This is a genomic window from Rhodococcus sp. A14 (genome assembly GCF_011603105.1).
GTDB classification, from domain to species: domain Bacteria; phylum Actinomycetota; class Actinomycetes; order Mycobacteriales; family Mycobacteriaceae; genus Rhodococcus_F; species Rhodococcus_F opacus.
The window spans coordinates 1-24,928 of sequence record NZ_JAAOQS010000009.1; the positions used below are offsets into that span (position 1 = coordinate 1).

Genomic DNA, 24,928 nt, shown 5'->3' on the forward strand with positions numbered 1-24,928 from the left:
ACACCAGCCCTACCCCGCACCGGCACCAACACCCCCCGCTCCACCACACCCAACACATCCACACGAGCCAACGGCCTATCCGGTGCCCCGACCGCGGTTTCGAGAATGCGGGAGAGGCGCTGCGCGTCGCCGGGGCCGTGCACGTCGACGGTCCAGGAACCGTCCCAGTCGTCGACTTCGACGAACACCCCGTCACCGGCGGAGTCCCACCGCTTCACGACGGTGACGGCACCCGCACCGATGCGCTCGACGCCGAGCGGATCGCGCAATCCGCCTGCCACAGGCCACGAGTCCACCGGACCATCCGTGGAAGCGAGGAACCGGTGTCTCCGGGATCTCCGGAGTTGCAGACCCACGTGCCGTGTCAGCGCATCGAATGTGAGTTGCGGTGTGAGGGAGAGCCTCACGGGTGTGGTGGACCCGTGCGACCGGTGCCCGACCACCACGTCGTCGACGGCGGTGCGGCTGTGCCAGTACACCGCCAGCGCGGCGAGCAGGACGGCGGCGGGACCGCCACCGCTGCGGCGTGCGAGCCGCACGAGCGCGCCGTCGGCGGGAACGGTGAACGGGCCGAGGTCCTCCTCCTCGGAGACCGGACCGGGCGGGGTCTCGTGTCGCGGCGCTCCGGCGAGCAGGTGCTCCCAGTAGCGGCGGTCGTCCGCCCACGAGTCGCTCTCGCGGTACCGCGCATCGGAGGTCAGCGGGACGGAGGGCGACACGAACGGCCGGGACTCCGGCGGCGAGGTGGGAACGGATTCCCCCGACTCGTAGGCCTCGGCGGTGCGGTGGACGATCGCCGTCATGCCCGGTTCGTCGTTCACCAATCGGTGATAGCGCTGGAACCAACCGTATCGGCCGTGCGGCAGCCGGAACAGGACGTGCACGTACAGCGGTCCGGTGGCGGGGTCCATCGGGCGGGTCAGCTCCTGGTCGATCCACGTCGTCACGAGTCGGCCGGGGTCGTCGGACGCGGCGGCGTCGAGGACGTCCGGGCCGGTCGCCGGGGCGCCGGTGACCTGCCCGAGTTCCGGGCCGTCGAGCACGAAAGTGCAGTGCAGTCCGGTGCATTCGGCCAGAGTCTGCTGCAGGACCCGGCAGAACCGGTCTTCGTCGAGCGGGCCGTCGAGTTCGAGATACTGGCCGAAGGAGGCGTCGGGAACACCGGCGCGGAGCACCGCGAGCTGGTCGTAGGTGAGGGGCAGCACCTCACCGGTACTCATGGAATCCTCGCCCGGTCTTACGCCCGAGATGACCGGCCTCGACCAGGGCGACGAGCGGCTCGGGCGGGCGGTAGTGGTCGTCACCGGTCAACTCGCGCAGCGCGGTCATCGTGTCGTGGACGTTGTCCAGGCCGATCAGGTCGGCGGTCCGCAGTGGTCCCATCGGGTGGCCGAGGCAGCCTTCGAACAACGCATCGGTGGTGTCCGCGTCGGCGATACCGTCGCCGAGGGCGGTCGCCGCCTCCGCGATACACAGCATGAGGACACGGTTCAGCAGGAATCCAGGTCCGTCGCCGACGACGATGCCGGTCTTGTCCAGTGTGGCGAGGAGCGTCAGCGCACGGTCCAGCGACTGCGGCGACGTCCGCGGCCCCCGCACCACCTCCACGGTGTCCTTGAGCGGGGCGGGGTTCATGAAGTGCAGTCCGACAACCTGTTCCGGTCTCGTGGTACTCGCGGCGAGTCGGTCGACGGGGATGCCGGAGGTGCACGACGCGAGTAGCGCGTCGGGTGCGCACACACGGTCCAGTTCGGCGAAGACCTTCTCCTTGAGGTCGATTCGCTCGGGGACGCATTCGATGACGACGGCGGCGTGCCGCAGATCGGTCAGCTGCCCGGTCCAGTGCACCCGCGCGGTGACCTCGGCAGGTTTCGGACCACCGGCCCGGCCGAGGAGTATCGCGAGCCGCAGCGAGTCGCGCATCCGAGATCGCGCCTGTTCGACGGCCTGCGGGTCGGGGTCGACGACGATCACGTCGTGGCCGGCCTGCGCGAGACATTCGGCCACCCCGGCGCCCATGGTCCCCGCCCCCACCACACCGACGCTCATCGCACTGCCTTCACTCATCGCGCCGCCTCCGTCGAAAAGCCGGTGTCGTCCTGATGCACGTACTCCATCGCCACCTCCTGAGTGGGCAGGTCGGGATGGGCCACGAGTCCGGCCAGCAGCCGCCGGAGGTCGGTGAGCATCGCGGTAGCCGTGCTCCGGTCGAAGAGGTCGGTGGCGTAGTCGAGTTCGAGGGTGAGTGCCGTCGGACCGCGGGTCCACGACAGCCCGAGTTCGACGGGCGACAGGTCTGCCCGTTCGGCGCTGTCGTCGCGCTCCCCGTCGCAGCGCACGGGGAAGTGCTGCGCCGCCGTGTCGGCCGCGCGAGGATCCGAAGACAGCTCCCGGCGTACGGTCTCCACCAGCTCCGGGTAGGTGGGATCTCCCGACAGGTCCGCGACCACGAGCCGCGGCGATGCCCCCGGTCCCGGGGCGGTGCCCACGGCCACCTCGTCCTGCGCCGTGTACCAGGCGAGGAGCGTGAGCCAGGCGGCGAGCAGTTCCGGGTGGCCCGGTTGTCCGTCGAGTGTCGCCGTCACCCGTGCGGTCGAGTAGCTCGGCGGTTCCGCGCCGGTCGAGGGTTGCCGGGGCCGGTCGGCCGGGACCAGGGGTGGCGCCACCAGCCGCGCCACCGGGGCGGGGGCCGCGTCGGTCAGGAACACGGAAACAGGTTGTGTGCGAGGCGCATCCGCGACACCTTCGAGGATCCGGACGTATTCGGCGCACAGCGCGGCGGCAGTCTGCTCGGTGAACAGTTCCGTGCTGAACTCGAGCCCGGCCGCCATGCCGTCCTCGCCGCCCCGCTCCGTGGTGACGAGGGTGAGATCGAACTTGGCCGTGCCGGACGGCACCCCGCCGAACGCGATGGCCGCGGGATCCTCCTGGTCGAACAGCGTCTCGGTGAGTCCTTGCTGCGACTGCAGCGCCGGCAGTTCCTGGTGGACGTGGCAGACGTCGAACAGTGGTGTCCGGCTCAGGTCCCGGTCGCCGGTGAGTGCGGTCACGACGCGGTCGAACGGGATCTCCTGGTGTTCGAGGGCGCCGAGCACGACATCACGCACGCGTGCGCACAGCTCCGTGATGTTCGGGTCCCCGGACAGGTCGGCGCGCAGTGCCACCGTGCTGTTGAAGTACCCGATCATGCCGGACAGTTCCGGCCGGTTGCGTCCGGTCGTCGGTGTCCCGACCACGAGGTCGCGCTGGCGGCTGCGGCTCGCCATGAGGAGGTAGAACGCGGAGAGCAGCACCACGAACAGCGACACGGACTCCCTCCGGGCCACGGCCCGCAGGCTCCGGGTCAGCTCCTCGGAGACGGTGAACGTGTGGAACGCGCCGGTGAAGTTCTTCCGCTCCGGACGCGGGAAGTCGGTGGGCAGCCGGAGCAGCGGTACGTCCTCCAGAACGGTTCTCCAGTATTCGAGTTCGGAGTCGAGCGCGGCACTCGCGATGAGTTCCCGCTGCCACAGGGCGTAGTCCCAGTACTCGATGGGGAGCGGTGCGAGGTCGGCGCGGCGGCCGGCGCGGCGTGCCGCGTACAGGGCGGGCAGTTCCTGCTCGAAGATTCTCGGCGAACCCCCGTCGTTGACGGAATGGTGGGTGGTGACCTGCAGGACGTGCTCGTCGGGGCCGATCCTGATGAGCAGTGCCCGCACAAGCGGGTCGGTGGCCAGGTCGAACGGTGCCACCGCGGCCTCGTGCACGAGGGCCCGGGCCGCGGCCACCGGATCCGGTTCGCCCGACACGTCGGCGGTGCGGAAGAAGTCGCCGAGGGTTTCGCGGATCCGCAGTTCCGGCTCCCCGTCGACCTCGACGTAGTTGGACAGCAGCACCCGGTGCCGTGCGGCGAGGTCGTCCCACATTGCCCGGACGGCGGATTCGTCGATCGGCCCGTGCAATTCGCTGACCATCGGCAGGTTGTAGATGGTCGTGTCGGCGTCGAGTTGGTGATGGAACCACATGCGTACCTGACCGAACGACATCACGTGCCGCCCCCGCGGCATGATCGGAGGCAGCCCACCGGACGCGGACGTGCCGTCCGCGAGGAGTGCGGCGAAATCTGCGACCTTCGGCCGCTCGTAGAGGTCGATGAGTTTGGGCCGGACCCCGTATCGGTCCGACACCCGGTCGACGAGTTGCATGCCGATGAGCGAGTTTCCACCGAGGTCGAAATAGTCGTCGTCGGCGCCGACGTCCCTCTCGCTGTGGAGCAACTCGCGCAGTGTCGTCTGCAACCAGTCGAGGCTGTCTTCCGGCGCGGCCGTCACCGATTGCGGGCTCGGTTCCGCCGACGGATTGTCCGCGGCGTCGTCCCAGTCGGGTTGGCCCGGGAGGTCGAACCAGCACCGCGAACCGCGCATCGGGTGGCCGGGTAGGCGCACTCGCCAGGCGGAGTCGTCACCACGGTCGACGGCCGCCCAGTCGAGGTCGACTCCGCGCTCGTACAGCCCGGCGAGGAGGTGCGTGATCGCGTCGGACGTGTCCGTCGCGCGGAGCATGTCGGCGTCCGCCGTGTCGCGGAGAGCGTCGGCGAGCAGTGCGCCGAGGCGTCCCTCCGGGCTCGGCTCCACGAAGACGACGGGGCCGTCCGCGAGCATTCCCTTCGCGACGGCGACGAGCCGGTCGGTGTCGATCGAGGGGTCCGCGGACGCGCCGGCGATGTCTGCAGCCTTCACCGCCGACAGTGTGTCCCGCAGATACCGGGCCGCGTACCGGGACACGCCGCCGCTGAGGACGGCGTCGACGGTGACGCCCGCGGCCCGGAGTTCACGGTGGACGGCGATCTGGCCGGCGAGGAGGTCCGCCTCGTCGCCGGTGGCGGGAAGCTCCGACGGCAGGGTGCGGCCGCGCAGTGCGGGCGGCATCCGGTCGGGCGACAGCAGCAACGCCACAGCGGGGCGTTGCCGAGTGGTCGGTGCGGAGTCCTCGCCGCGGGCGTCGAGTTCGGCGGCACGGGCGGCGAGCGACTGCGCGAGTTCGGCGATGCTGCGTGCGTGCACCGCTACCCGGTGGTCGTGGTGCGGGCGGCCGCGATTGAGGGTGAAGACCACATCGTCGAGGTCGTGCCCGCGCACGGCCGTCGCCAGTTCGGTACACAGCGTGGCGAGGGCGCCCACGCTCTTCGCCGACACCCCGACCAGTCGACTCGTGGTGCCGCCGCGCGATCCGGTGGCACGCGCGGGCGGTTGTTCGACCACGCAGTGCGCGTTGATGCCGCCGAGGCTGAACGAACTCACCCCCGCCCGCCGGGGTCCGGTCTCGTCGCTCCACGTCCGGGCCTCGGTGACCACTTCGATTCCGTTGCCCGCGAGGTCGACTCCACCGGTGGGCCGTTCGAAGTGCAGCGACGGGTACAACTCGCCGTGCTCGACGGCCAGGATCGCCTTCACGAGGCCGGACACCCCGGCGGCGTGGTCGAGGTGACCGATGTTGGTCTTCACCGAACCGATCGGCAGTACGCCGGGACGGCCCCGGAACGCGGACGTGATCCCTTCGAGTTCGACCGCGTCGCCCAGCGGAGTTCCCGATCCGTGGGCCTCGAGGTACCCGGCATCGTCCGGGGTGAGACCCGCCTTCTTCCAGGCCCGGGAGATGACGGCCACCTGCGCCCGGGCGCTCGGGGAGCTGATCGTCGCGGACGAATGACCACTGGACACCGTTGCGGTGCCACGGATCACGGCGTGGACCGGGACGCGGTCGGCGCGGGCGCGGGCCATCGTGGTCAGGAGAAGCGCCGCCCCACCCTCCCCGACCGCGGTGCCGTCCGCGTTCGCGTCGAACGCGCGGCAACGCCCGCCGGGTGACATCAGTTCCGCGGATCCCTCCGCCATGTCGGCGCGGAGACCGTTCACCCGCAGACTGACTCCGCCCGCGAGGGCGAAATCGGCGTCACCCGACCGCAGCTCCCGGCAGGCGTGGTGCACCGCGATCAGCGATCCGTTGCAACCCGAATCGACGGCGTAGCAGGGGCCGGTGAGGCCGAGTTGGTACGCGATCCGGGCCGGCACGGCGAACGGAACGTTGCCCAGTGTGCTCAGCACACCCGGTTCCGCCCACATCGCCGGATACGTCGAGGTGGCGGCGCTGAACACCACCGCCGTTGCGCTGTCGCGGAACTCCGCCACCGAGTATCCGGCGTCCTCGACCGCCTGATATGCGAGGACCAGTGCGATCCGCTGTTGCGGGTCGATCAGCGACGCTTCCCGTTTCGACAAGGTGAAGAAGGCGTAGTCGAACGTGGAGATGTCCTCGACGAAACCCATCGCGTGGTAGTGCGAGGGAGGTCCCAGCCCGGTCTCCTTTGCCCGTGACCGCGACAGGGGGCGCACCGAATCCCGGCCCGCCGCGAGATTGGCGCGGAACTCCGCCAGGTTCGCGGCCTCGGGGTAGCGCGCGGCGATGCCGACCACGGCGATGTCGTCGTCGCCCGGTGCGGGATGTCGCACGGTCACGGTTGCCTCCTCCCGGCTGGTCAGAACTCGTAGGTGGCGGGCGCGGACGCCTCGCTCGTGTCGGTGGACTGCGAAATCGCCTCGGCCTGCGCCGCCACGGTGACGAGGTCGAACAGCTGACCCACCCGCAGAGCCCCGGGCCAGCGTTCGTCGAGACGACGCTGCAGTTCCACGACGCGATGCGAGTTTCCGCCGACGTCGAAGAACCCGTCTTCGGGACCGAAGTCGTCGTGCCCCAGCACCGCCGTCCAATGCTCGGCGACCGACCGTTGCAGCGTCGTCCAGCGGTGCCGCGACTCGCCGGGCGCAGGCGCTGCCTCGGAGACGAGTGCGCGCAGCGCGTTCTCGTCCACCTCGCCGTCCGCTGTCCGCGGGACGGCACCGAGTGCGACGAACCGTGTGGGAACCGATCGGGCGTCGAGCCGCCCGGCGCTGAACTCCCGCAGGTCGTCCGCCATCGGTAGCACGGCCGCCGCGGCTGCCGGCACCCAGAAGGCGGTGACACCGGTCGCGGTCGTGAGGACCACCGCTTCGCGGACCGCCGGGTGACTCGCCACGACCTCCGTGACCGACCGCGACGGAGGCCCGGTGGCGCCCACGCTCAGCAGTCGTCCGGACCGGTTCCACCGCGCGAGCGCGCCCGTCCGGACCATCCGGGAGCCCGGGGCGCCGAACGGATTCGCCACGAACGTCGCGGCCGCCGCCGGCGCCGAAATGTGGTGCTCCGGTGTATCGGCCACGTACACCGCACCGGTCACGCCTTCGGGGCTGAGCTCCAGCCGGGGATCGAGCACGACGGTCTCGGCCGCCGCACTCCATTCGCGAATCCGGGTGCGCTCGTCCGGGGCCAGCACGTCGACGTCTCCGACGGCGACTGTCGGATCCGCGACGAACGCGGCGAGGATCCTGGTGAACCGATCGGCCAGGGCCTGCATGGTCGCCGCATCGAAGAGGTCGGTGGCGTAGGTGAATCCCGCCGTCATCCCTTCCGGTGTTCCGGACTCGTCGTACCGCTCGCGCACCGTCAGCTGCAGGTCGAAGAGCGACACCTCGACGTCGGGTTCGAGAACTTCGGCCTCCAGGTGCGGGAGGGCGAGATCGGGATGTTCGGTGTTCCGGAACTCGAGCAGCACCTGGAACAGCGGTGAATGCGACTGGGACCGAGGCGGGTTCAGCGCCTCCACCACCCGCTCGAACGGCACGTCTGCGTGGGCGTAGGCCGCGAGGTCGGTCTCGCGGACCCGGGCGAGCAGATCGTCGAAAGTCCCCGACACGTCGGTCCGCAGCACCAGCGTGTTGACGAACATTCCCACCACGTCGTCGAGGACGGCCTCGCCGCGGCCGGCGACCGGCGACCCGATCACCACATCGTCGGTGCCGCCCGAACGGGCCAGCAACACGGCGAGGGCCGCGTGCACGACCATGAACACGGTGCACCGTCGAGCCCGCGCCAATGCCACCGCGCCCCGGTGCAGGTCGGCGCCGATCCCGAACGTCACCCGGTCACCGGTGGCCGATCGCCGCCGCGGGCGGTCACGGTCCGTGGGCAACGCGGTCACCGCCGGCGCGTCGGCGAGAGCGGATCGCCAGTAGTCCAGCTGCCGCGACAGCAAGGAGTCCGCGTCGTCCTCCGAGCCGAGGAGTTCCCGCTGCCACACGGTGTAGTCGGGGTACTGCACCGGCAGCGGCTCCCATCCCGGCGCACAGCCCTCGGACCGCGCGGTGTACGCCGTCATCACGTCGCGGGCGAGCGGAACCATCGAGAACCCGTCGGCCGCGATGTGGTGCACCACGACGACGAGGACGTGCTCCCGGTCGCCGAGTTCGAACAGCCTGGCCCGCATCGGGACTTCGGTGGCGACGTCGAAACCCGCCGACACGAGTTCCGAGATCTGTTCGCGTACCGGATCGTCGGACGTCGACACGGTGAGCTGCGCGACGTGGCCCGCACCGACGATCACCTGGGTGGGTCCCGAATCGCCGTACGGGTACCGGGTGCGGAGCGATTCGTGCCGGTCCACCACGTCGGCGAGGGCGGCGGTCAGCGCGTCGACGTCGAGGTCACCCGACAGCCGGACGATCATCGCGACGTTGTACGCGGGCGAGGACGGGTCGAACTGATTGAGGAGCCACATCCGGTGCTGCGCCCAGGACAGCGGCACCGCGTCGGGGCGCCGGGGCCCCGCGATCGCAGGCCGAGCTTCGCCGCCCGCGGTCTCGCGCGCGATCCGTGCCGCGAGCGCCCGAACGGTCGGGGTCTCGAACACGTCCCGCACACCGACGTCCGTGCCGAGCGCGGAGTTGATCCGCGCGACCACCTGCGTCGCGGTCAGCGAGTTGCCTCCGGACGCGAAGAAGTCGTCGTCGGCTCCGACGACGCCGGTCCCGAGTACCTCGGCGAACACGTCGGCCACCGCGGATTCGAAGGGGGTGCCGGGCGCCCGGAAGATGCGGGGCGCGAATTCGGGCTCCGGCAGCGCGTGCCGGTCGACCTTGCCGTTGGCGCCCAGCGGCAGTCGATCGAGGATCGTCACCGAGGCAGGCACCATGAACGGCGCGAGGACGGACCCGGCGAACTGCATCACCTCGCTCGTGTCGAGGTCCGCGCCGTCCTCCGCCGTGACGTATCCGGCGAGGACCGCCTCGGCAGCGGGTGTGTGGCGGACCACGACCACCGCCTGCGCGACGCCGGGGCAACGGGTGAGCGCCGCCTCCACCTCCCCCGGCTCGACCCGCTGGCCGCGCAATTTGACCTGGAAATCGTTGCGGCCCAGGTATTCCAGCCGACCGTCCTTCGTCCAGCGCATCAGGTCGCCGGTGCGGTACATGCGTGATCCCGGGTGGTCGAACGGGTTCGCCACGAACGAGGCAGCGCTCACCCCCGCGCGCCGGTGGTAGCCGCGCGCCAGACCGTCTCCCAGCACGTACAGCTCACCCACCACACCGACCGGCACCGGACGCAACCACTCGTCGAGGACGAGTTCGCGGACACCGCGCATCGGGTGGCCGATCCGCACGGGGTCGCCGGGTGTCATCGGGTCGCCGATGTTCGACATCACCGTCGTCTCGGTCGGACCGTAGCCGACGAGCAGGGTGCGCCCGGACGCCCAGCGGGCCAGCAACTCCGGCGGGCAGCGTTCGCCCCCGACGACGAGCGTGCGGAGCAGGCGTAGACCACGCGGGTCGATCGTGGCCAGGACCGCGGGGGTGGCGAACGCGTGCGTGATCCTCTCCGCCGCCAGCAGTTCCGTCAGTGCGGCGCCGCCGTAGACGTGCGGCGCCGCGATGACCAGTCGCGCACCGGCGCCGAACGCCGCGAGGTATTCGAGCATCGTCGCGTCGAACCCGGGCGACGCGAGATTCAGGACGCGCGAGGCATTCGTCGTCGCGTACCGGGTGCGCTGATCGATCGTGAAGTTCTGCAACCCCGCATGGAGGATCACGACGCCCTTCGGTGCCCCCGTCGATCCGGACGTGTACATCAGATACGCCGGATGGCCCGGTCTCAGCGGCACGACCCGGTCGTCGTCGGTGATCGGACGGGACTCCCATCGCCGCGTCGGGCCCGGATAATCGAGGAGCAGCCACTCCACGCCGTCCGGCATCCGGTCGCGCTGTTCGGCGACCGTGAGTCCCGCCACCGCCCCGCAGTCGGCGAGGATGTCGGCGATCCTCCCCGGCGGCAGACTCGGATCCACCGGGACGAACGACGCACCCGACTTCGCCACCGCCCACACCGACACCACCAGTTCCACGGATCGGACGAGCCCTATCGCCACGTGATCCTCCGGTCCGATTCCGCGGCGGATCAACACCCAGGCCAGGCGGTTCGACCAGTCGTCGAGTTCGCGATACGACATCACCGCGTTGCCGTACGACAGCGCCACGGCGTGCGGGTCCCGGGCGGCCGCGGCGGAGAGGATCTCCGGCAGCAACCGGGTCGTGCCGGTGGGCCGCCCGCGCACCGGGACGAGTGCCTCGCGTTCGCCGGGCGACAGCAGATCGAATCGGGCCAGGGGAACGTCCGGGTCGGCGACCACCGCGTCGAGGAACCGTACGTATCGTTCGGCGAACTTGCGGACGGTCGCGGCATCGAAGATATCGGTGGCATAGGTGAATCCCGCGCTGATCCCGGCCGGCGACCCGTCCTCTCCGAATCGTTCGGCCAGGGTCAGCTGCAGGTCGAAGGTGGAGACGGAGACACCGAGGTCGATCTCCTCCACCTCCAGTTCCGGCAGGCTCGGGGTCGGCCGCACGACGTCCTGGAATTCGAACAGCACCTGGAACAACGGCGCGTGCGCCGTGGTGCGCGGGAGAGCGAGCGCCTCGACCACCCGCTCGAACGGCACCTCCGCGTGCGCGAACGCCTCCAGGTCGCGGTCCCGCACGGCGGCGAGCAGCGCGGTGAACGAGTCGGCGCCGTGGACGGGGGTGCGCAGTGCCAGAGTGTTGACGAACATCCCCACCACGTCGTCGAGGACGGCCTCACCGCGTCCCGCCACCGCGGATCCGATCACCACGTCGGTGGCGCTTCCCAAGCGGGACACCAGGACCGCAAATGCCGCGTGCGTCACCATGAACACGGTCGCATCGTGTTCGCGCGCAAGGGCGACCACCTTCCGGTGCAGGCGGTCCCCGATGTCGAACGACTCCCGCGCGCCGGCGAGCGACCGGTGTTCGGGACGTGCGCGATCCATCGGCAGGTCCGTCACGACCGGCGCGTCGGCGAGCGCGGAACGCCAGTACCCGAGCTGGCGGGACATCAGGGAGCCGGGATCGTCCTCCGATCCGAGCAGTGCCCGCTGCCAGATGCTGTAGTCGGCGTACTGCACCGGAAGCGGCACCCAGGCCGGCGCATGTCCCCGCGCCCGGGCGGTGTACGCGGACGTGATGTCCCGGGCCAGCGGGCCCAGCGACAGCGCGTCCGCAGCGATGTGATGGACCACCAGGGCGAGGGCGTGATCGCGCGGACCGACCTCGAACAGGTGCGCCCGCAACGGAACCTGCGCGGTCACCTCGAAGCCCGCGGACAGGGCCGCCGCGAGCCGGCCCCGGAGGTCGCTCTCCCCCGACACCGTGACCGCGCGGAGACCGGGCACCGCCTCCGCCGCCGGGATCACCGACTGCACGGGCGTGTCGCCCCGCATCGGGAAGATCGTCCGCAACGCCTCGTGCCGGTCCACCACGTCCGTCAGCGCCGTGTGCAGCGCCGCGACGTCGAGGTGGCCGCGCAATCGGAAGGCCGCCGCGATGTTGTAGGCGGGCGACGTCGTGTCGAACTGGTCGAGGAACCACATCCGCGTCTGCGCCAGGGACACCGGGGCCGCCGCGGACCGGTCCGTCGCCACCAGCGGCGGCCGGTCGGCCGATGCCGCTCGGCTCACCCGTGCCGCCAGCGACCGCACCGTCCGCGCCTCGAAGACGTCGCGCACACCCACGCCCGCACCGAGCACACCGTGAATCCGCGCCACGACCTTCGCCGCGATCAGCGAGTTGCCGCCGAGCGCGAAGAAGTCGTCGTCGACCCCGACCGCGGGCACGCCGAGCAGCGCGGCGAAGATGACGGTGAGCGACTCCTCGGCGGGAGTCCCCGGTGCCACGAATTCGGCGCGGGAAGCCGTGACGGGCGCCGGAAGTGCCGCCCGGTCCAGTTTCCCGTTGACGGTGAGCGGGAGCCGCTCGAGGACCGTCACCGAGGCCGGGACCATGTACGACGGCAACGCGGTTCCGGCGAATTCCAGCACGGCCTCCGTGTCGACGATCGCACCCGCCTCGGGCACCACGTACGCCGCCGGAGCCGGGCCGGTCACCGGATCCTCGTGCAGGGTCACCACTGCCTGCGCGACCCCGTCGCACCGGCCCAGCACCCATTCCACTTCGCCGAGTTCCACCCGGAATCCGCGGATCTCGACCTGGAGGTCGTCGCGTCCGAGGTAGTCGAGACTCCCGTCACGTCGCCACCGGACGATGTCCCCGGTCCGGTACATCCGGGCGCCCGACGCATCCGCGACGAAGCGGGACGCCGTGAGCCCGGCGCGGCCCAGGTAGCCGCGCGCGACCTGCGGTCCCGCCACGTACAGGTCGCCGGCCACACCGACCGGCACCGGATGCAACCGCGCGTCCAGCACCGACACCCGGAATCCGGGGATCGGCCGCCCTACCTTGCTCGTCCACGCGGCGGCGGCGAGCCCGCGCCCGAGCGGGAGGTGCGTGACGTGCACCGTCGTCTCTGTGATGCCGTACATGTTCACCAGCACGGGCGCGTCCTCGTCGTGGCGGGAGTACCAGCGTTCGAGTTGCCCGAAGTCGAGCGCCTCGCCGCCGAGCACGACGTAGCGCAGCAGCGGCGGGCCCGCGTCGTCCTCCGCGTCGGTGGCCTCGATCAGCTGCGAGAACGCCGTCGGCGTCTGGCTCAGCACCGTCACCCGCTCGCGGCGCAGCAGCGCGAGGAACGCGGCGGGCGACCGGGTGGTGTCGAAGTCGACGACGACCAGGGTCCCGCCGTGCAGCAGCGCGCCCCACAACTCCCAGACCGAGAAGTCGAATGCCGGGGAGTGGAACATCGTCCACACGTCGGTGTCCGCGAACCGGAACAGGTCCCGGGTGCTCGTGAAGAGCGAGACCACGTTGCTGTGCGACACCGCGACGCCCTTCGGCCGTCCCGTCGATCCCGACGTGTAGACGACGTAGGCCAACGAGTCCGGATCGACCGGTGTCCGGTCGGCGTCGGTCAGCGGGTCCGCAGAGCTGCCGTCGAGATCCGTGTCCGTCGAATCGAGGAGCAGAACAGGAATGTCCGACGCCGGCAGTGCGACCGCGGTGTCCCGGGTGGCCAGAATGCACACCGGGTGGGCGTCGTCGAGGACGCGCGCCGAGCGCTCCCCGGGATGGTCCGCGTCGATGGGGAGATAGGCGGCCCCGGCCTTGACGATCGCCACGAGTGCGACGACGAGCGCCGCCGATCGCGGCATCGCCACCGCGACCGACGACTCCGGGCCCACACCCCGCGAGAGCAGGTGCCGTGCAAGGCGGTTCGACCGGGCATCGAGGTCGCCGTAACTCGTGCGCTCGCCACCCGACACGACGGCGGTGGCGTCGGGGCTCCGCGCCGCCCGGGCGGCGAACAACTCACCGAGTGTCGTCTCGTCGGCGGCATCCCCCGGACGGATCGACCAGTCCTGCTGCACAGCGCGTTCGGCCGGTTCGACCAGGTCGAGGTCGCCGATCACGACAGACGGATCCGCGGCGGCGGTCGCGGCGGTCCGCACGAACCGCCGGGCGATTCCCTCCACGGTGGCGGCGTCGAACAGGTCTGTCGCGTAGGTGAATCGGGCCGTCGTGTCCGACACCGTCACGCGCAGGTCGAGGTCGCCGAGTTCCCCTGCCTGGTCCGCGAATTCGAGCAGTACCTGGAAGAGCGGTGCGTGGGACGTGGACCGCGGCGGGTCGAGGATGTCCAGAATTCGCCGGGCGGGCACACCGCGGTGCGCGAACGCCTCCGCGTCGGCGTCCCGCACCGTGCCGACATACTCGCCGAAGCGGTCCGAACCGCACACGTGGGTCCGCAACACCACCGGGTCGGTGTCCGTCCCCGCGCCGAGGACGACGTCGTCGGTCCGAGCCGACCGTGCCAGCACCAGCGCCAGCACCGCATGGATCACGGTGGCGGCGACCGCGCGGTGTTCGGCGGCGAACGCTTCCAGGCTGCGCCGCAGATCCGGGTCGAGTGCGACGTCGACGGCGGCGCTGCGGTGGGACGGCCGCGCGGGCCGCGGACGGTCGGTGGGCAGGTCCAGCACCGGGGGCGCGTCCGCCAGTGTGCGCGTCCAGAAGTCGAGCTGGGCCGTCTCCTCGTGGACGGTGGTGAGCGCGGCGTCCGCGTCGGCCGTGACGAAGTCGCCGAGCAGTTCCAGGAACTGCCGGTGATGCGCGCCGACCTCGTCGGCGTCGTACCGGTTGGGGTTGGCCAGGAAGTGGACGAAGGTCCGGACCGGTGTGCCGCTCCGGTACACGTTGACGAGCAGATCCTCGACCGGCCCGGACGTGACGATGTGGTATTCGCCGACGAGCGGCCCCAGAACGAGTTCCTGGTGGAAGAGCATGACGTTGACCATCGGACCCGACAGCGACTGCGCCGCACCGGCGCCCGCGTCGCGCCGGATGTCGCCGAGCCCGAAACGCTGGTGTCGCAGCGCGCCCATCAGGTCGAGTTGCACCCGCTCCACCAGTTGCCCCACCGTGTCCCCGGGGCAGATCTGCACGGGAAGCGGCACGACGCCCGCCACCATTCCGCCGGACCGTCGCAGGGTCGCGGTGGTGCGCGCCGACACCGGGATCTTCACGAGCACGTCCCGGCGTCCCGTCGTCCTCGACAGGTAGCAGGCGAACGCGGCGATGATCTTCGCGGTCCCGTGGGCCCCGGCGTCGCCGAGCGCTCGCTCCGCCGCGTCCGGCAGGGGCGCGGTGACGTCGGTGCTCGTGGCGACCGCGGGCCCGGTCCGTCGGGCCAGGCTCGATCCGGGTCCGAGGCCGCCGACCCGTTCGGCCCAGAACTGCCGGTCCGCGGCGAAGCGGGTCGACGACCGGTACTGCTGATCGGCCTCGTACAGCTGCCGGGGGTCCACGGCCTCGTTGGGCGGCAGTTCCCGGTCGAGCACCTTCGCGGTGTACCGGGCCGCGATGCGGTTGAGCATCGTCATCGCACCGTAACCGTCCAGGGCGACGTGGTGAATCTTGCTGTACCACAGGTAGTGCGTCTCACCGACGCGAAGAATCGACGATTCGACGAGGCGGTCGCGAGTCGGATCCAGTGGGGTCTCGCAGTCGGCGCGCATCCATCGGCGGGCGGCGTCCACCGGTTCGGCGTCCCCGCGGAAGTCCAGCAGGCCGATCGACCGGTCCGTCGACGGGTCGACCAGTTGGAACGGCTGACCGTCCCTGTCGATCAACCGGAGGAAGGGCGATCCGAATTCGTCGGCGGTCGCGACGGTGGCCTCGCGCAGGAGGTCGACGTCCAGATCGCCGTGTACCTCGACGTACTGGGCGATGCACAGCGGCACGTCGGGGGCCAGTTGCTGGGCCAGCCACGCCTCGTATTGGGCCGACGACAGCGGGAACGGTACTTCCGCGCCGCCGACGGCCTCGGTATGGTGCTCACGCAACGCCACCACCTCCGCTGGGCAGCAGCCGGCGCAACGCCGCCTCGTCCACCTTGCTGCTCGGTGCGAGCGGAAGGGCGCCGAGCGCGAGGAAGCGGTCGGGCACCGCCTGCGCGACGAGCCGCGCGGCGCAGTGCGCGATCAGGTCGCGTGGTGTGGGCAGTACGGTCGCCGCGGCCGAGGGCACCCAGAACGCGGTCAACACCGTCTCCCCGTGTTCGTCGGCGGTCGCGAGAACCACCGCCTGGTGGATCGCGGGGTGACTCTCCAGCACGGCCTCCACCGCGTGTCTCTCGACCCGGGCGCCGCGCACTTTCACCTGTCCGTCGAACCGGCCGCGGAATTCGATGTCGCCGTGCGGATCGACGCGTGCGAGGTCGCCTGTGTGATACATCCGCGCACCGGGCCGCGCCGCGAAGGGGTCGGCGACGAAGCGGGCCGCGGTGGCGGCCGGGCGGGACGCGTAGCCCTCGGAGATCTGCGGACCGCCGACGTACAGGTCCCCCACCGCTCCGTACGGCACCTCGACCAGTTTCGCGTCGAGGACGTAGGCCGTGCTCGCGCCCAGTGGTCTGCCGATCGGCGCGATCGAGGCGGGCACGTCGCGCACCGGATGAGCGAGGCAGCTGACAGTCGTCTCGGTGGGACCGTACTCGTTGCTCAGCGGGACCCCGGGCAGCACCGCACGATGTTGTTCGACGAGCGTGCCCGGAAGGGCCTCTCCCGCAAGCGTCACCAATCGCAGACGCTCGCGCAGCGGGGTGAGATGCGGCAGCAGCAGCCGGTAGAACGAGGGGGTCGCGACCAGGTGGGTGGTCTGCCATGTCCGGGCGAGCGCGGCGACGGCCTCGGCGTCCATCAGTTCGCGAGCGTCCGGGAGCACGCTGGTGCCGCCGGTGCACAACGCCCACAGGGTCTTCAGCAGGGAACCGTCCCACGTGAGGCGGAACGCGGAGAACGTGACGAGGTCGCCGTCGTCGTAGTCGTAGTTGCGGCCGTCGACCATGCTGGCGAGGTTGGCGCGGCTCGCGACGACGGCCTTGGGGACGCCGGTCGACCCGGACGTGGTGATCACGTAGGCGGCGGTGCCCGCGGGCACGTGTTCGGGTAGATCGGCCGGTTCGGCGACGGGCCGGTGCTCGGCGTCCCGGTCGTGCAGTGCGGGAACACGTCCGACCGCGCTGCGGGCCAGGTCGCGGATCCACGCCGGCGACGTCTTCGGATCCGCGGACCCGAAGACGATGGCACCACAGTCGATGTCACCGAGGAGTGCGCGGAGCTGACCCACCGGATGTCCGGGTTCGATCACGCACCACGCTGCACCCAGTCGCAGCGCGGCGATCATCCCCACCACCGTCTCGACGCTCTGCCGCTGGTGGATCAGCACAACCTGGCCCGGCCGGATACCGAGGGCGGCGAGTTGCCGCGCCAGTGCCTCGCTCGCCGAATCGAGTTCGCGATACGTCAGCGACCGGTCGCCCACCACGATCGCGATCCGGCCGGGAACCCGCGCGCACTGGCGGAGAATCCCGGACATCACCCCACCGTTCGCGACCACGTCCGTCATGGCGCCACGTCTCCCGAGAGGACCGCGACGTGGTCGGCGTTCGGCGCCGAGACACTGCGAAAGTCATTGCACAGCAGCAGTATCCGATCGCGGTTCGGGTCGACGACGTCGAAGCCCGCGAATCGCAGGGTCACCAGCATGACCCGGTTGACGTCCGTCGGCACGAACTCGGCGAGCGCCCGCCTGCCGTGGGCGCGGGCCCGCTCGACGACGTGCCGGATCAGCGCCGTCCCGACCCCACGGGACATCACCCGGCACGACATCAGCAGCAGTTGCAGGACGGAATCGTCGCCACGGATCTCCGAGACCGCGAGACCGATCGTGCCGTACCCGCCGAATCGGTCGCCGAGCGACGCCACGAGCACCTCGTGGTCGTCCGAGGCGCACAGCCGGCGCAGTTCGTCGATGCCGAAAGTCCGGCCCGTCGTGTTGAGTTGATGAGACCGGACGGTCAGTTCGTGGGCGCGTTCGAGGTCGTCCTCGGTCGCGCGGCGGACCGTCATGACCAATTCGAGCGAGGCCAGGAACTCGGAGTTGGACCCGTGGAACTCCTGTTCGCTCACCTGACGGATCCGTTCGGCGCGGTACAGCGACCTCCGCTGCCTCGCCTCCTCGGTGACGGCGGGCGGAGTCAGCTCGGGAAGGTCGGGGAACGACGCGATCTGCTCGGCGGGATAACAGCGCACCGGGGGAAGCGCCTCGGACACCTCGGCCCGCTCGACGGGATCGTTGTCGACGAAAGCGATGGTGTCGAGACCCAGATTCAGTGTCTCCGCGATGCGGCGCACGGCCTCCGACTTCGGGCCCCAGCCGACGTCGACGGCGCAGAACAGTTCCTCGAGCCCGTGCATGCGCAGGTGCGCGGCGGCGGGTTCGTATTCGCCGCGGCTCGCCACGGCGTGCAGAATGCCGCGACGGTCGAGCACGTCCAGGGCGCGGAGGGCGTCGGCTTTCGGTACGGGGGCGTCCTGTTCGAGGACGACGCCGTCCCAGATGGTGTCGTCGAGATCCCAGACCACGCACTTCACCGTCTGCTCCATCGCGATCACTTCCCGTGCCCGGGTCGATCCGGCAGGCGTCGGAGCAGCGCGCTGCTCCACGCCGCGACCGGGCTGCTGTTCATGATCACGCAGTAGTCGCCGGGCGCCTGTACGGACGCAGCGTGCTCGAGGTTCGCCGCGACGTCGACGGATCCGAGGTGGCCGAAGCGGGCCAGGTTGTCGCGGCAGACGGGATCGATGGTGACGTCGAGTGCCTCCTGCCAGAACGTGAACGCACCGAGCGACAGGTTCTGCATGAGGAACACGCCGATCGCGTCCTGCTGCAGCCCGTTCCGGGCCAGCAGGTCCGCGTTGATCTCCGTGAACCGCTTCCGGCTCTCGACCGCGAGACGGAACGAGTATGTGGGTTCGTCGGCGCATTCCTCGACCCAGTCGGCTTCGCGGACGTCGCGGTAGTCGATGTGGAACAGGTCGGCGTATTTTCCGTCGCTGCGGATCATCTGGTCGACGAGTTCGTACCGGCCGGTCCCCGACGTCGTCAGCAGGACCGCGGCGGCGCCGTCACCCAGGAGCGTCATCGGCGACCGGTACCGCGACCGGGTAGGTGTCTTCGCCGCCGCGACGACGAGGACGTTCTGGCAACGGGGGTCGCCGCGGAGCAACGCCGACGCGAGCGCGAACGCCGCCGAGACGGACACGCACCCGAGGTCACCCACACCGGTGGTGAACGCCTGGGTCGCACCGAGCAGGTGCTGCAGCCTGGTCGCCTCGGACGCGAGCAGGTACTGCGGAACCCGGCCCTGGACGAGCAGCAGCGCGTCGAGTTCGGTGGCGTCGAGGCCCGCCTTCCGGAGCGCCTCGTCCGCCGCGGCGTGCGCCAGATCCACCTCGGAGAGCCCGATTCCGATCCGCACCGTGTCGATGCCCAGTGACAATGCGTGCTCGCGCTGAGCGATCGGCAGTTCGTCGAGCTCGGGCAGGCCGGCCACGGTCACCTCGTCGTCCGGGAACCAGAGCGCGACCGAGTCGATCGTGACCGGTCGGTCGGCCGTCATGGCGCACCTCCCCCGAGCACGTAGTCACCGATCTGGAGTTCGGCGACCTCCGTCGCGCCCTCGATGATCTGCATGACCTTGGCGTCGCGGAAGAAGCGCCCCACCCTGCTGCCGGGGGCGCACCCGACGGCCCCGAGCACCTGGACCGCCTGCTGGCTCACCGACGCGGCGACCCGGGCAGCGGCGTATTTCGCGGCGATCGTCGTGAAGAGCGCGCTGGGCTCGTGGGCATCGCGTTGTTCGGCGGCCCGTTCGCACAGTGCGCGAGCCCCGGCGGCATCGACCCAGCTACGACCGACGATCGCGCGGACCGAGTCGTGCTCGGACAGCACGGCGCTGCCCTGCACGCGGGTGGACGCGTGCGCGGCGGCGTCGGCGAGACACCCGCGCGCCATCCCGGCGCACCCCCAGGCGATGGTGTACCGGCCGTGGTCCAGGGCGGTGCCGACGACGTGGGACAGCCCGAATCCCGGCGGTGCGATCAGGTGGTCGGCGGGGACGACGACGCCGTCCAACGCGATGTGCGCGATCCGGGCGCCGCGCATGCCCAGCTGCCCGTGGATCGGTTCGACGGACACTCCGGGTGCGTCCGTTTCGACCAGCGCGGTCGTCAGCCCGGCCGGCGACCGGCCGAGGACGAGCAGTACGTCCGCGACCTCGCCGAACGTGACCCACAGTTTCCGTCCGGAGATCCGGTGATCGGAGCCGTGCGCCTCGAAACTGGTAGTCACAGAGGAGAGGTCGCTGCCTGCTCCGGATTCGGTGGCGGCGAATCCGGCGAGGAGTTCACCGGTCGCCAGGGCCGGCACCCACTGCGCCCGCTGTTCGGCGGTGCCCCACCGATCGAGGGCGGCGTTCACCATCCCCTGCACGGTCAGCAGCGAGCGCAACGACGTGCAGACCGCTCCGAGTCTTTCTGCGACGGAGCCGAGTTCGGCCGCGGTCAGGCCGAGTCCCCGGCAGTCCGTCGTCCGGTCCAGCCCGAGGACTCCCGCCCGTGCGGCGGCCTCGATGACGTCGACCGGCAGTCCGGTCTCGTCCCAGGTGGCGGCGTCCGTCTCGGCGGAGGCGACGAGTGTATCGATACCGATCACGGCGCCGCCCCGTCCGTCGCACGAAGCTGCTCGCCCCGCTTTCTCCGAATGAAGCCCGCTACCCGCGCTGCGGTACGGAAGTTGTCGAGATCGAGATCCTCCACCTCGACCACGACGTCGTGGGAGCCTTCGATGTACGTGACGATCTCCAGGGCCCGCAACGAACTCACCAATCCCAGGGTGAAGTAGTCGTCGTCGGGTCCGAGTTCCGTCGACGTGATCGAGCTCAGGTACTTTCGTAGCTGCTCGACCAGCTCGTCACGGGACTCGGGCACAGGGGCATGTGCTGTGTCCATGGGCGTGGGATTCCCATTTGGACCAGCGTTCAATCATCGTGCTCTCAGGCGGCCAGCAGGCCCGGCAGTCCCCACTCCGCTGCGAGCAGCTCGTAGGAGCGCAGCCGGTCGCCGTGATCGTGGGTGACGCTGGTGATCACCAGTTCGTCGGCGTCGGTGAGCCTTCGCAGACTGTCGAGTCGGTCCGCGACGGTGGCCGGTGCGCCCACGAACTGGGTGATCAGCCGGTCCTCGACCGCCGCGCGTTCCGTCTCGCCGAGCGGTGCCGTGTGCGCGGGGTCCGGATACGGGATTGCACCGTGTCCACTGCGGATGCTGTGCGTCCAGTGCGCGAACGTCGACGCCAGTTCCTTCGCGGTCGCGTCGTCCTCCGCCACGACCGCGTCGGCGGAGACGACGACGTACGGCTTCTGCAGCTGCGACGACGGGCGGAACGCGGCGCGGTAGGCCTCGACCGCCTCGAGCGTCGTCGACGGGCTCACGTGGTAGTTCGCTCCGAAAGGCAACCCCAGCCGCCCGGCCAGTTCGGCGCTCGGTCCCGCGCTGCTGCCGAACACCCACACCTCGACGTCGGCGCCCTCGCCGGGGCTGGCGTGGAGCTCGATCCCGTCCGGGGTGCGGTACGTGCCGTCGAGCAGTGCCAGGATGTCGTCGACCTGCTGGTCGAATGCGGGCGACAGCGCGCCCGGCTGCTGCAGTACCGACTGCGCCGCTGTGAGCCGCGGAGACAGCAGGAGCCCGGACGGGTCGAACGGTGCCGGGATCACGACGCCGTCGCGGATGTCCGTCTCCCGGCGGGGCGGGGCCGGCTGGTTGTTGCGTTCCGCAACGGCTTTCAGCGCCTCGGCCCGCCGCTGGCCCGACCGCCCGAGCCCGAGGTCCAGGCGACCCGGGTACAGCGCGTCGACGGTGCCGAACGCCTCGACGACGGCCGCTGCGGTGGTGTGGCCCAACTGCACCGCGGCGGCGCCGACCCGGAGCGTGCTGGTCGCCGCGGCCAGGATCCCGACGAGCACGGCAGGTGAGGAACTGGCGACGCCCACGAAGTGGTGTTCGGCAACCCAGTACCGCTTGTATCCCCACTCCTCGGCGTGCCGGGCGAGGTCGACGGTGTTCCGCAGCGCGGTGCGGGCGGTGGTGCCCTCGCTGACGGGCGACAGATCGAGGACGGACAACGGAGTGGTCATGAGGGCACCTTCTGGAGAGAGCGGGGATTGACAGCGCGATGGCTGCGCGGGGCACCGAGTCCGAGGTGCTGCCGCAGCGTGGCGGTGATGTATTCGGTGCGCAGAACACCGCGGTCCTGCAGCAACGGCACCACCGTGTCGGCGAACAGGGCGAGTTCGTCCGGGGTGAGGTGGGACGGCAGGACGAACCCGTCCGCTGCGTCCTCGCGGACCCACCGGACGATCCGGTCCGCGACGGACGCGGCGGTACCCACGAACGTCGCGGCGGACAGGACCTTCACCGCACCGGCGGGTCTGCCGGCCTCGACCGTGCGGCGCGCGAGGTCGTCGTAGAACGCGCGACCGGCCTCGAACGTGCCGAGCGGGGCGATGATCACGTCGCCGTGCCGGGCGGCGAGATCCCGGGCCTCCGGGCCGTCACCCGACACGATCACCACCGGTTGCGCTTGCGGGCTCCGCGGGACGGTGAAGCGTCCACCGATGTCGAAGTGCCTGCCCCGGTGATAGAACGCGCCTGCGGTGGGGTCCGAGACGAACCGCCCCGCATCCCGGTCGACGGTGACGACCCCCTCGGCCCAGGAATCCCACAGCGTGCGGGCGGTGTCGACGAACTCCGAGGCCCGCTCGCCGCCGGGCGCCACGGTGTTCCATGCCGCACGCCCGCCCGACAGGTGATCGAGTGAGGCCAGCCGGCGGGCCACGTCGTACGGTTCGGCGGAGGTCGTGTCCAGCGTCGCCGCGAGCCCCACCGTGTCGGTGAACCCGGCCAGCGCGTTCGCCGCGGTGACGCCTTCGGCGAGGAAGAAGTCGAATCTCCCCCGCTCCGCGGTGCGGGCGGCATCCGCGAGGACGGCGAAGTCCGTCCGGCCCGCGGGCGCCGCCGCCCCGAGCACGACCTGCTTCTCGGCCATGCCTACCGCGGGTTCTTCTCGCCGGCCTCGACCGCGAGCGTCAACCGGTTCTCGGCGGGCGCGACCGGGCAGGTGGCGTAGTCGGTGAACGCGCACGGCAGGTTGGCCGCCCGGTTGAAATCGAGGATCACCCGGCCGTCGGCGGCTGGGGCGTCCACGGCCAGGGACCGCGCCGCGGGGTACGTGCTGACCCCGCTGGTGGCGTCCGTGAACAGGACGTGCAGGCCACCGTTCGTGCCTGCGAACGCGACGAGTTCGTGTACGGCGCCGTCGTACTCGAATGCGAGTGAGCCCAGCGCCGTGTGGTGGTGCTCGAGTCCCTCGACGACCGCACCCGTCGTCACGACGCGGGACTGCGGGAACGGGGTGAACGTTGCCGGCACGGCCCACTGCCGCGCGGGCGGGAACGCCGGGATGCCGGTGAACGCGGCGAGGGTGCCCGCCTCGGGGTCGCGGATCCGCAGGGCGACGTCACCGGTTCTCCGGATCACCTCGATGTTGCGGCTCCCGTGCCGCACGAGCAGACCGGGTGCACCCTCCAGAGGTGCGAGGGTCGCCGTGCCGTCGACCGCGTCGCCGTCGACCTCGAGACCGGCGTCGGCGGTGGCCGTGATCACCACCCCGTCCGCGTCGGCCCGCCACTTCCCGGGCGGGTCGGGGAACGTGGTGTCGGTCTCGACGAGCCAGTGCAACGCCGTGAGACTCAGCCATCCCAGCGGGTCGCGGAAAGACTCCTCCCGCGCCGAATGCCAGTCCTGCCAGTCCTGCTCGAATGTCGCGCCTGCCGTGACTGCGGTCATGATGCCCGAACTCCTTCTGTCTGGTGATGCGGATGGCGCAGTCCGAGATGGCTGCGCAGGGTCGTCCCCGAGTACTCGGAGCGGAAGCTGCCGCGGTTCTGCAATTCCGGGACCACCTTCTCGACGAACTCGTCGAGCCCGGCCGGTGTGAGGTGCGGTACCAGGATGAAGCCGTCGCACGCGTCCGCCTGCACGTAGCGGTCGATCTCCTCGGCCACCTGAGCGGCGGTGCCGACGAATTGCTGGCGGGTGGTGACCGCGATGATCAGTTCACGGATGCTGAGCTTCTCGGCTTCGGCCTTCGCCCGCCACGCGGCGGCGATCTCGCGGGGGTCCTTCGCGTGCCGGACCCGGCCGCGGGTGATGTTCGTGTCGTCGGCCGGTTCGACGTCCGGTAGCGGACCGTCCGGGTCGTATGCGGAAAGGTCACGACCCCAGACCTGTTCGAGAAACGCGATCGCCGTCTGCGGGCCCACCTGCTGGTGCCGGATGTGATCTGCGCGCTCGGCGGCGTCCGCCGCGGAGTCGCCCAGCACGAAGGTCGCCGCGGGCAGGACCTTGAGATCGTCGTAACTGCGCCCGTACTTCGCCAGCCTGCCCTTGACGTCCGTGTAGAACTTCTGGCCGTCCTCGAGCGACCCGTGGATGGTGAAGATCGCGTCCGCCTGCGCGGCCCCGAATTCGCGGCCCTGATCGGAGTCGCCGGCCTGCAGCAGCACCGGGTGCCCCTGCGGGCTCCGGGGAATCGTGAATCGTCCCCGGATGTCGAACTGGGAGCCGGAGTGGGTGACGTCGCGGATCGAGTTGTCCTGGGCGAACACTCCCCGAGTGCGGTCGATCTGCAACGCATCCTGATCCCAGCTGTCCCAGAACTTGCGGGCGCCCTCGATCAGTTCGCCTGCGCGGACGTACCGGTCGGCCTTGTCGAGGTATCCCCCGCGCCGGAAGTTCTCCCCCGTGAACGCGTCCGAGGACGTCACCATGTTCCACGCGGCCCGGCCGTCGGACAGGTGGTCGAGCGAGGCGAATTGGCGTGCCAGCTCGTACGGTTCGTTGAACGTGGTGTTGATCGTTCCCGCCAGGCCCAGATGCGTGGTGACTCCGGCGAGTGCGCCGAGCACCGTCAACGTGTCGGGGCGGCCCACCACGTCGAGGTCGTGGATCAGGCCCCGGTGCTCACGTAGGCGCAGGCCCTCGGCGAGGAAGAAGAAGTCGAACAGTCCGCGTTCGGCGGTCTCCGCGAGGTGCACGAACGAGTCGAAGTCGATCTGGCTCTTCGATTCGGGGTCGCTCCACACGGTGGTGTTGTTGACGCCGGGGAAGTGGGCCGCGAGATGAATCTGCTTGCGCTGGTTGCTCATGATG

General features: G+C 70.6%; 13 protein-coding genes. All 13 read right to left on the bottom strand.

Features of this window, described 5'->3' with window-relative positions; translation table 11 throughout:
• On the bottom strand, positions 1-1,220 hold a 1,220-nt coding region (locus G9373_RS07330), incomplete at its 3' end, for a condensation domain-containing protein (protein WP_240960409.1).
• Positions 1,207-2,067: a 3-hydroxyacyl-CoA dehydrogenase family protein gene (locus tag G9373_RS07335; RefSeq protein WP_005565435.1), complete on the bottom strand. Its 861-nt coding sequence runs from the start codon at positions 2,065-2,067 to the stop codon at positions 1,207-1,209. The genes G9373_RS07330 and G9373_RS07335, both read right to left, overlap by 14 nt.
• Entirely contained in the window at positions 2,064-6,494 is a 4,431-nt protein-coding gene (locus tag G9373_RS07340) for a condensation domain-containing protein (RefSeq protein WP_133985054.1), read from the bottom strand. The genes G9373_RS07335 and G9373_RS07340 overlap by 4 nt, the downstream gene beginning before the upstream one ends.
• Before the next feature lie 20 nt (positions 6,495-6,514).
• Positions 6,515-15,661, bottom strand: coding sequence for a non-ribosomal peptide synthetase (locus G9373_RS07345; protein WP_167114531.1), 9,147 nt, complete (start codon positions 15,659-15,661; stop codon positions 6,515-6,517).
• On the bottom strand, positions 15,648-17,219 hold the full coding sequence (locus G9373_RS07350; protein WP_005568988.1) for an amino acid adenylation domain-containing protein: 1,572 nt from the start codon (positions 17,217-17,219) through the stop codon (positions 15,648-15,650). The genes G9373_RS07345 and G9373_RS07350 overlap by 14 nt, the downstream gene beginning before the upstream one ends.
• Positions 17,216-18,268 (bottom strand): HAD-IIIC family phosphatase, encoded by a 1,053-nt coding sequence (locus G9373_RS07355; RefSeq protein ID WP_005568986.1) that lies wholly within the window; start codon positions 18,266-18,268, stop codon positions 17,216-17,218. The genes G9373_RS07350 and G9373_RS07355 overlap by 4 nt, the downstream gene beginning before the upstream one ends.
• Entirely contained in the window at positions 18,265-19,275 is a 1,011-nt protein-coding gene (locus tag G9373_RS07360; protein WP_005568985.1) for a 3-oxoacyl-ACP synthase, read from the bottom strand. The genes G9373_RS07355 and G9373_RS07360 overlap by 4 nt, the downstream gene beginning before the upstream one ends.
• The gene (locus G9373_RS48130; RefSeq protein WP_007296433.1) at positions 19,272-20,369 is read right to left on the bottom strand and encodes an acyl-CoA dehydrogenase family protein; all 1,098 of its coding nucleotides are present in this window, start codon (positions 20,367-20,369) and stop codon (positions 19,272-19,274) included. The genes G9373_RS07360 and G9373_RS48130 overlap by 4 nt, the downstream gene beginning before the upstream one ends.
• A complete protein-coding gene (locus tag G9373_RS07370; protein WP_039950770.1) occupies positions 20,366-20,665 on the bottom strand; it encodes a phosphopantetheine-binding protein in 300 nt (99 codons plus the stop codon). The genes G9373_RS48130 and G9373_RS07370 overlap by 4 nt, the downstream gene beginning before the upstream one ends.
• A gap of 44 nt (positions 20,666-20,709) precedes the next feature.
• Positions 20,710-21,852 (bottom strand): LLM class flavin-dependent oxidoreductase, encoded by a 1,143-nt coding sequence (locus G9373_RS07375; protein WP_005562443.1) that lies wholly within the window; start codon positions 21,850-21,852, stop codon positions 20,710-20,712.
• A complete protein-coding gene (locus G9373_RS07380; protein WP_005562442.1) occupies positions 21,849-22,763 on the bottom strand; it encodes an LLM class flavin-dependent oxidoreductase in 915 nt (304 codons plus the stop codon). Before G9373_RS07380 ends, G9373_RS07375 begins: the two co-directional genes overlap by 4 nt.
• 2 nt (positions 22,764-22,765) lie before the next feature.
• Positions 22,766-23,563, bottom strand: a complete 798-nt coding sequence (locus G9373_RS07385) for a DUF1684 domain-containing protein (RefSeq protein ID WP_133985058.1) — start codon at positions 23,561-23,563, stop codon at positions 22,766-22,768.
• Positions 23,560-24,924: an NtaA/DmoA family FMN-dependent monooxygenase gene (locus G9373_RS07390; protein ID WP_005562440.1), complete on the bottom strand. Its 1,365-nt coding sequence runs from the start codon at positions 24,922-24,924 to the stop codon at positions 23,560-23,562. Before G9373_RS07390 ends, G9373_RS07385 begins: the two co-directional genes overlap by 4 nt.
• Positions 24,925-24,928: the final 4 nt, after the last annotated feature.